Raw genomic sequence first — 8,724 nt, 5'->3', positions numbered from 1 at the left:
TAAAATTTCTTGCGAAATTTTTATAGATAACAATGGTATATTGTTAGGTAATATTTCCAAAAAGTAGAACAACAATATCGAATCCGCCAAAGGGCGGACAGGTATCGAACAAGGAATAAAGAACCCGTCAGCGGCCGGGCAGGCATCAAAAAATTCACGCCCGAGTGAATTTCCTCCGAATAGTACCCGAACTCAGAACCCCGAACTCAGAACCCCGAACTCGGAACCCCGAACTCAGAACCCCGAACTCAGAACCCCGAACTCAGAACCCCGAACTCAAATCCTAGTAACTGATACTTGATTCCAGATACATGATACTCCGCGTTAGGGATTGTAGCGGAAACCCCACAGCCGAGGCACGAGGCGAGGAGTTGCAGCGGAAAGCCCGGCCCGCAGGGAACGCCCAAATTATTTCAAACATAAAATTCATTTTGTTTTTTTATTTGGAGGTTTCTTATATTTGACGGAGTTATTTCTGATATGAGAAAAATATTTACCCTGATTGCCATAACTGCTTTAGCTGCAAATTGCTTTGCACAAATAATTAAGACCGAAGATCCTAAAATGTTTATGCCTGATGGAACAGGTGATATTAAAATAGGAATGGGAATAAGTGATTTTCAATTGCAAAAGGATACTTCTAAAATGGTTCGCGATGTTAATTTCGCGTATTCATTTATCGCTTTCACGGAAACTCTTTCTAATAATGCTGTAAAAACAATTTATTATAAATTTGATACTCCACAGGATGGTAAAAATATTAATAGGCCATTATATGAATTAAAATTTGAATTTAATGATGTTGCTGGTGCAGATGTTTATGCTGATTCAAAATTTGGTGGAATGTTTCGCTCAACGGATTTTGCAGAAAAGGAATGGTTTCTTGCAACGGATAAAGATTATTGGTTGTTGATTCGGAAAACACAAAATGTAATTACTATTGCGGCAATGATGAATGGAACGGAATGGGGATTTGAATAAATAGTATATAGTATTTAGTATATAGTAGTTAGAGGGGCTCCGATTTAATAAAAAAAGTCCTGCTGTAGATTCAGCGGGACCTGGCAGCAAGATCGTTTAATTCACTTTCAAAAAACGCGTGCTCCACTCTCTTGTTGTTGCAAAGTAAATTCCGGGTGCCAAACTTGATATGTCGATATTAATTTCAGTTTCTTCTATTCCTTCCAGATCTTTCACCAATACTTCATTTCCAAGTATGTCGATTATTTTTATATAGTCTTTATTTGTTAAACTATTTTGAAATGAAATTGTAATGGATTCAACCGCTGGATTCGGATGAATTGAGATATCAGATAAAACTTCTAATTCATTTGTTTCTTCATTTTCTTCGCGCGGCAACAGACCACTGATTTTAAGGAATAAAACATCATAACCACCTAAGGATGTTAGCGGTTCTGTGCCCTCTAAAGTAAGTGTAGATTTATACCCTCCTGTTATATAAATATCTCCTACCTTGTCGAAACCTACTTGTTGGGCAGTCATATACGCATCGGCATTAAATGCAAATGTTTGCACTCCTGCACCTGTTGCAGTGTTGGCTTTAATCAGCATTCCATCGTATTCAGGCAATGCATCATTATATAATAACAGATCGTCGTAGGAAGCTGAATTTTGATATTCGCCTACAGCAACCACAAGATTTTTATGAATAACTTTTACTCCGTGAATTTGACTATTTCCATCGCATAAAACTTGTTTTATCCATCCGAAAGATCCATCGGTTCCATTTACCCGAGCTAAGAATCCATTGTTGCCAAAAACTTCCGGAGTATTTAGCGTTACACCACCAAATGTCATTTCATATCCGAATTGTCCGCCAACATAAATATTTCCACTGCGGTCTATATCCATGTCCCAATAAAATGCGCCACCTGAATCACCCAGATCTTTTGCCCAAACAGGTACTCCGGAAGTATTGAGTTTCGCAAAAAACATATGCGGGTTTCCGCCTAACATTGTGAAGGCGCCTAAATTTAATTGTCCGTAAAAAATTCCGCCGTAATATACATTCTGATCATTGTCCACTTCAATTTTTCCAAACATTGACCAATCTGAACCATCTATTCCATCTCCCTTGCGAAGCCACATTTCAACACCTGAAGGACTATACTTGGAAACAATAATTGCGGGCCAGCCGTCGCCCAGCCAAGTAGATCCGGCAAATGTTATGTCGCTTTCCACATAGCCGGTAACATAAATATAACCAAAGCGGTCAACTGCAACATCTTCGTAAACATCGTAATCAAGACCACCTAATTGTTTTACCCAATTAAGTGTGCCATCAAAGGCCATGGAGGCAACAAACGCATCTCCCGATCCGTTTGCAACCAAAACTTGTCCAAGAATATTGAAAGTTCCATTAAATGCTCCTGCAATGATCAAAGCGCTACCTGCCTGATCAATTTCAACCGAAAGTGCTGCGTCGGCTTCAGCTCCTCCGCAGTTAACTGCAAAAACACAGTTGCCATTTTTGTTGAATCGCGAAATAATGAAATCCTGGCTACCGGCGGATGTAAATTCAAATCCGCTTAAATTATAAGTGCCGCTATAATTTACAGTGGACCATGTATTTCCAGACTTGTCGATAACGGATGAAGGGGAAAAATTTTCGTCGATATTTCCACCGGATTTAGCCCATTGAAAGGTTTGTGCCTGAAGTTGAGTTGCCAGCGTAATTGCCGCGAGCAAACATAATGTAAGTTTGAGTTTCATAATCTTATTTTTTTAAAAAGTGAATTAACAAGAGCAAAAGTATTTTGAGATGGTATCTGTATAAAACAAAAAAGATGGCCAAACTTAGAATCCGAAGGCAGTTTTTTTATACGGAAGGCTTGAAGACAGAGAGTTTCAAAAGAAATTAAGTGGGGAGATTTTAGCGACTAAAAAATTGGATATTAAATGGGTTTTTGTAGCCCCAAACTGTTTACCGGATCAAAATTTGAACAGAGATGGGAATTGGATCCCTTTTTAATTTCAATCAAATGTGTTGAACAGGTATTAAAATTTAATCAATAATAAAATAATTGAGTCGAACAATTTAATTACAAAGAGTTTTAAATAAAAACGGAATTATTCAGGATTTTTTTAATGATAAATAACGAAAGGATTATTAAAAAATTATTTAAATAAATCCCCAAAATAAGTTGTTACCGGATAATTAATTATTTTAGGAGACCCCTGAAATTTTGCGGTTTATTATGCTATAGTTTTTGAGGACAAATTGATTTCTTATTTTTTTTGTTTACCTTGCACTTAAAATATTAAAATTGTTTTCCCAGAGTCAAATATTATTTTTTGTTTATTTACTTGCCCTGATTTATCCGCTCAATTTATTTATCCGCTTAAAAACGTTTACATGCAACTTGTTAAAACCTTTGGCAGCGCCGTGCACGGTGTAAATGCCTTTACTGTCACCATAGAAGTTAATGTTACACTCGGTGGTGCTAATGCAGAAATCAAATATTTTATGGTAGGACTTCCCGACAGTGCGGTTCGTGAGAGCTGGCATCGTGTGGAAACAGCGCTTAAACACAACGATTATCTTATGCCGCGAACACGCATTGTGGTTAATTTGTCGCCGGCAGATGTAAAGAAGGAGGGAACGAGTTATGATCTTCCGATTGCGATAGGTGTACTTGCATCATCAGAACAAATTCCGATAGATAAATTATCGGATTATATTATTATGGGTGAATTATCGCTGGACGGTACGATTAAACCAATTAAGGGTGCATTACCTATTTCTATCCAAGCGAGAAAAGAAGGTTATAAAGGATTTATTCTTCCGAAACAAAATGCAAGAGAAGCTGCAATTGTCAGCGACCTGAAAGTATATGGAGTTGAACATATTGATGAGGTGGTAAAATTTTTGTGCGATCAAATTGAATTGGATGAAGTTGTTGTAAATACCAGAGAGGAGTTTTTTAATCAGTTGGGTACTAGTGAAATTGATTTCAGCGATGTTAAAGGACAGGAAAATATAAAACGTGCATTGGAAATTGCAGCTGCGGGCGGACATAATGCAATATTAATTGGTCCGCCGGGAGCTGGAAAAACAATGTTAGCAAAAAGACTTCCAGGAATCTTGCCTCCATTAAGTTTATATGAGGCGTTGGAGACAACTAAAATACATTCGGTTGCCGGAAAATTGCCGGTGAATTCTTCGCTGATGTATATTCGTCCGTTTCGAAATCCGCATCATACGGTGAGTGATGTTGCGTTGGTGGGAGGAGGAACAAATGCGCAGCCGGGTGAAATATCGTTTGCACATAACGGAGTTTTATTTTTGGATGAGCTTCCGGAATTTAAACGGAATGTACTCGAAGTTTTGCGCCAACCGATGGAAGAAAGAAAAGTGATGATATCTCGCGCAAGATTTTCGGTTGAATATCCGGCAAATTTTATGTTGTTGGCTGCTATGAATCCGTGCCCGTGCGGATATTATAATCACCCTGATAAGGAATGTGTATGTGGGCCGGGAGTGGTTCAAAAATATTTGAATAAAATTTCGGGCCCATTGCTCGACAGGATAGATCTGCATGTGGAGGTAACGCCGGTAAATATCAGAGAATTATCAGGAACGAGTGAAGGAGAAAGAAGTGAAATGATAAGGGAGCGTGTGATTGCTGCGAGAAAAATTCAGGAGCTACGGTTTTCGGAAGGTATAATTCACAGTAATGCGCAGATGAGTTCGAAACAGGTGAAAGAATTGTGTGTGATAACCACGGCGGGACAAACTTTGTTGAATAAGGCGATGGATAAACTGGGATTAAGTGCCAGGGCTTATGATAGAATATTAAAAGTAAGTCGCACTATTGCTGATCTTTCGGGTTCGCAGGATATCTTAGTGGAGCATTTGGCAGAGGCTATACAGTATAGGAGTTTGGATAGGGAGACCTGGGCGGCCTGAGTATGGCCGACATTTTTTTGGGACAATTCACAATTTTTAGTGTTGAGATCTATTACTGTTGTAAATCAATATGATATAAATTTGGTGAATAAATTTTTTGAAGTAAAACAATAAATTTTTCTTTTGGCAAGTTTATTGTTTAAACTGCAAAATGAAATGAAACGATTACTTTAAACCACTGTATGGTAAAAAGAAAAATGTCAGCAAGGATTACCGCGTTAATACTTGTATTTATTGTTTCCATTTCAGCTGCAAATGCGGCAACAATTAAAACACTTTACACCTGGTCGTATAACAACAAGTTGTTGTCTATTAATTATAGCTTCGACCAATCGGCTTATAATTATTATAAAGGTCAGCAACGGGTTTACAGCAATTTTTTGTATTATTTGGAGGAGTCTTCAAGTTATCCGGTAATACAAAAGTTTGCCGAAGAATTTAAACTGATAGCTGCTGAAAATGAATACAGCGACTGGCAAACAGTTGAGTGCATTATTTCTTTTATACAAACTATGCGATATAAAAATGATGGCACTTATGAATATCCGCGATATCCGATAGAAACTTTAATTGATAAGGGAGGCGATTGTGAGGACACGGCCATTTTATTGGAAGCTATACTAAGAGAGTTGGGTTTTGATGTGGTTCTTGTTTCACCCGATAAACATATGGGAGTTGGTATTGCCTTGAGATATGAAATTAATGGTGCAGCATTTGAGCATCGCAATAAATATTATTATTATATTGAAACAACGAGTGCAGGATGGGGAATAGGTGATTATCCGGAGCATTTAAGTGCAGGAGTGGCTATATACGATCCTGGTGCTTTGGGTGAGGTTAGATTATTGTCGGAATATGCTTATTCATTCAAAAATTATGATTCATTGGAAGATGAAGAAGTTACTATTGCTGAAAATAATGTTGAGGAACAAACTACAGATCCTGAATATGAATTTAATGCTTCGTCGCTTGAATCGGATATAGAAAAACCGGATAATAAATACACGATAGATGTAGATAATATTATTATCAACGGTGAAAAAGAAACAATGGTAACGGAGAAGGTGAGTGGAACGAAGGGGGAGAAGATAATTGCTACTTCTAAGTGAGAATACGAGGTATCATTATATTCTTATTTTTTGCCTTTTACACCTTAATTAATTTTATAAGTTGTAAGGAAAAAGAAAAAGTTATTTTCTGCTTTTCAGTAGATTATGATCACGATACTATTCAAGTATTGAATTCTCAAAATGAGATATTGTTAGATACGATAATAACTACGAATTACTCTACCGGGCTTGCCTGTAATTATTTGCTAAATAAGGATCAGTTTACTAATAAATTCAAGATCAGCGTAAATGGTAAACTTCACGATATACAGGAACCAATCAATGAAATTAGGATTGACATTTATTATCTCAATAGAATTATCAAGCATGAGCAATCCTCAGGTATAAGATATTATGCATCCAATATTCCAGTTGAAAAGGTAAAAAGATACAAATGAATTTACTTGTATGCTAATAGAATTTCATTATTCCTCCACCTTTCTCTTCACCAATAAAAAGTAATCGTTATCAATCGGCATATAACCAAATTCATAACAATAATAATAAATGGTTCCTTTTTTAGTGGTGTAAAGAGATGTAATAAAATTAAAGTTAAATCCTTTGTCGTATAATTTATTCCGTGAAATTTTTGCTGTTTCGAGCGGAATTAATTCAGATAGAACCGTTCTGTTTTTTCGCAAAATGGCATTTACATTTTTGATATAACTACCGGATTCTGCACGACGGCGGTTATTAAATGAATGACGACAAAGATCACTACAGAATTTTTTGTCGAGGCGGCCGATAATAGCACGGCCACACTCCGGGCAGTTTTTGATTTCCATTGATAAACAAGATTTTAGGGTTAAACATTTGTTTTTAAGGTTGCTATTTTGGATAAAAGCAGAACAAATATAATGAAGCGGATGGGATTTGCAAATGTGAGCGTGAATCGTGAACCGTGAATCGTCATTCGTGAATCCGGTATGTGGCAATAGTCAGGAGTCAATAGTCATTAGTCAGTAGTCGAGTGCAAACTCATAACTCATTACTCATTACTCATTTTCGTGAATCGTCAATCGAGAGGCGTGAGTCCGATACAGGTGCCGTTGGAACTTTGATTTTGAGAATTAACTTTTTTTCAGGTAGGAGCATACTCACCACTCACTTCACTACTCACCTTATTCTATCCGCTTGCAACCGCTTATAATCGTTTATATCCGCAACTAAACGGTTAAAATTTGTTGGTGAAAATGAGCCAATGCATCTTTGCTTCGTCAGTTGTGAGAAATACAATGACTTCCTTAAAAAAGGGAAAAATATTATTTAAAATTTAAAAATTAAACACATGTACAGCTTGAAAAACAAAGTACAATTGATTGGTTACCTGGGAGGTGATCCGGAAGTTAAAACGGTTAATGGTGATTCGAAATTGGCAAAATTTAGTATTGCTACCAATGATTCCTACAAAAATGCTAAAGGAGAAAAGGTAACAGAGACCCAATGGCATCATGTAATAGCATGGGGTAGAACCGCCACCTTTATTGAAAAATATCTTGTAAAAGGTATAGAAGTAGTGATTGACGGGAAATTGATCAACCGTAATTACACAGATAAAAATGATATTAAAAGATATATAACCGAAGTGCAGGCAAATGATGTTTTGATCGTATCACATAAAAAGTGATATCGGAAAATAAAGAGGAGTCGGATATTTTCTGCAGATCACGACGTCCTTCCTGATCAAGATCATTGCGATCATCAGGATTTGTTTATCCAACAAAACTTCACCCGGCATTTCAAATACATTTTTTCATGATAACCCCCAACTACCTGTCGGATTCTTTGTGCAATGATTGACATGTTTTAAGGGAATAGAGAATACGCAGGTAGTTTTATTGAAATTTAACGCGATGGCATTTATTTAAATATTTCGCCGCGATTAAAATTGGTGGGTTTTTGTTCAATTAATAAAACAATTAATTCAACATAGGTAGATGGGTATGACCTAATGGACAAAAAAGGTAACGATTTCTTCTACACGGTAATGGTTATACCCTTGGAGGGCGCAGGAATTTGTGTGTTGTTCTTTTCTGCGTTCCTCCTCTTTTTTTCCTTTAACAAAATTGATTTCGCTTGATTTAATCCATAAAAAAGCACAATGTGTTTTGATAGTAATCAGAACGCATTGTGCAAATTTCAATGTAAGTTTATTGAGCTTCCAATAATTTTTGCTCCATATAGCTTTTAGCCTCCGTATAGGTAATACTTGATTTTGTTTTGAGTTGTTCATCGCAAAGATCAATATCGGCCGGTTCACCTTTAAGGGCTGCATTACATAGGTCGATGAGCAGGAATTTAAATCCTCCTGTTACTTCTTCATCATTTTCTACGCCTTCCTTGGTTACAAACCGAATACGGTATCCATTTTCATTGAGCACCTGAACGCTGAACCCTTGTCCGGTAAAGTATTGATAATCCTTTAAAAATTGCGCCACATTGGTAGCAACTTCTTCGGTTACCGGTTCTTTATAGTATAACTCATCTCCTTCGAAATCGAGTTTAGTGCCATAATTGCTGCATCCTGTAAGCAATAATCCAAAAAGGGTAATTAAAGTAAGATTTTTCATAGTGTTTGTTTTTGTAAAAATACTAATAGTGTTGAATTTTACAATGTGCAACCTTAGGTTATAAGGCATGTTGATTGCTTTCGCCAAACAATGCCTTCTAATCCCTATTTTTGTC

General features: G+C 36.7%; 8 protein-coding genes. 5 read left to right on the top strand and 3 right to left on the bottom strand.

All coding sequences use genetic code 11. The features are described from left to right. Nucleotides 1-480 precede the first annotated feature (480 nt). Entirely contained in the window at nucleotides 481-981 is a 501-nt protein-coding gene (locus IPI31_19425) for a hypothetical protein (protein ID MBK7569989.1), read from the top strand. Nucleotides 982-1,077: 96 nt separating this feature from the next. Here IPI31_19425 and IPI31_19420 read toward each other — a convergent pair whose 3' ends face one another. Next, complete coding sequence (locus tag IPI31_19420) at nucleotides 1,078-2,733, bottom strand: SBBP repeat-containing protein (protein MBK7569988.1); 1,656 nt, start codon at nucleotides 2,731-2,733, stop codon at nucleotides 1,078-1,080. Nucleotides 2,734-3,376: 643 nt separating this feature from the next. Between IPI31_19420 and IPI31_19415 the strand changes: the two genes are divergently transcribed. From IPI31_19415 to IPI31_19405, 3 genes are all read left to right on the top strand, one after another. Beyond that, on the top strand, nucleotides 3,377-4,930 hold the full coding sequence (locus IPI31_19415; protein ID MBK7569987.1) for a YifB family Mg chelatase-like AAA ATPase: 1,554 nt from the start codon (nucleotides 3,377-3,379) through the stop codon (nucleotides 4,928-4,930). 197 nt (nucleotides 4,931-5,127) lie between these two features. Continuing rightward, nucleotides 5,128-6,039 (top strand): hypothetical protein, encoded by a 912-nt coding sequence (locus tag IPI31_19410; protein ID MBK7569986.1) that lies wholly within the window; start codon nucleotides 5,128-5,130, stop codon nucleotides 6,037-6,039. Beyond that, nucleotides 6,036-6,437 (top strand): hypothetical protein, encoded by a 402-nt coding sequence (locus IPI31_19405; protein MBK7569985.1) that lies wholly within the window; start codon nucleotides 6,036-6,038, stop codon nucleotides 6,435-6,437. The genes IPI31_19410 and IPI31_19405 overlap by 4 nt, the downstream gene beginning before the upstream one ends. Nucleotides 6,438-6,464: 27 nt before the next feature. Here IPI31_19405 and IPI31_19400 read toward each other — a convergent pair whose 3' ends face one another. Then, on the bottom strand, nucleotides 6,465-6,824 hold the full coding sequence (locus IPI31_19400) for a DUF2116 family Zn-ribbon domain-containing protein (GenBank protein MBK7569984.1): 360 nt from the start codon (nucleotides 6,822-6,824) through the stop codon (nucleotides 6,465-6,467). Nucleotides 6,825-7,327: 503 nt separating this feature from the next. Between IPI31_19400 and ssb the strand changes: the two genes are divergently transcribed. Further along, nucleotides 7,328-7,666, top strand: a complete 339-nt coding sequence (ssb, locus tag IPI31_19395; GenBank protein ID MBK7569983.1) for a single-stranded DNA-binding protein — start codon at nucleotides 7,328-7,330, stop codon at nucleotides 7,664-7,666. A gap of 523 nt (nucleotides 7,667-8,189) precedes the next feature. Here the strand turns inward: ssb and IPI31_19390 are convergent. Next, nucleotides 8,190-8,609, bottom strand: a complete 420-nt coding sequence (locus IPI31_19390) for a hypothetical protein (GenBank protein ID MBK7569982.1) — start codon at nucleotides 8,607-8,609, stop codon at nucleotides 8,190-8,192. Nucleotides 8,610-8,724: the final 115 nt, after the last annotated feature.

The sequence above is a fragment of the Bacteroidota bacterium genome, from assembly GCA_016706865.1.
In the GTDB taxonomy this organism is placed as follows: domain Bacteria; phylum Bacteroidota; class Bacteroidia; order Chitinophagales; family BACL12; genus UBA7236.
This window is presented reverse-complemented; position numbering and strand designations above follow the sequence as displayed.

What these genes read in the sequence shown, in the direction of transcription:
- IPI31_19425 (MBK7569989.1), top strand. Translation starts at nt 481, where the DNA reads ATGAGAAAAATATTTACCCTGATTGCCATAACTGCTTTAGCTGCAAAT.
- IPI31_19420 (MBK7569988.1), bottom strand. Translation starts at nt 2,733, where the DNA reads ATGAAACTCAAACTTACATTATGTTTGCTCGCGGCAATTACGCTGGCA.
- IPI31_19415 (MBK7569987.1), top strand. Translation starts at nt 3,377, where the DNA reads ATGCAACTTGTTAAAACCTTTGGCAGCGCCGTGCACGGTGTAAATGCC.
- IPI31_19410 (MBK7569986.1), top strand. Translation starts at nt 5,128, where the DNA reads ATGTCAGCAAGGATTACCGCGTTAATACTTGTATTTATTGTTTCCATT.
- IPI31_19400 (MBK7569984.1), bottom strand. Translation starts at nt 6,824, where the DNA reads ATGGAAATCAAAAACTGCCCGGAGTGTGGCCGTGCTATTATCGGCCGC.
- ssb (MBK7569983.1), top strand. Translation starts at nt 7,328, where the DNA reads ATGTACAGCTTGAAAAACAAAGTACAATTGATTGGTTACCTGGGAGGT.
- IPI31_19390 (MBK7569982.1), bottom strand. Translation starts at nt 8,609, where the DNA reads ATGAAAAATCTTACTTTAATTACCCTTTTTGGATTATTGCTTACAGGA.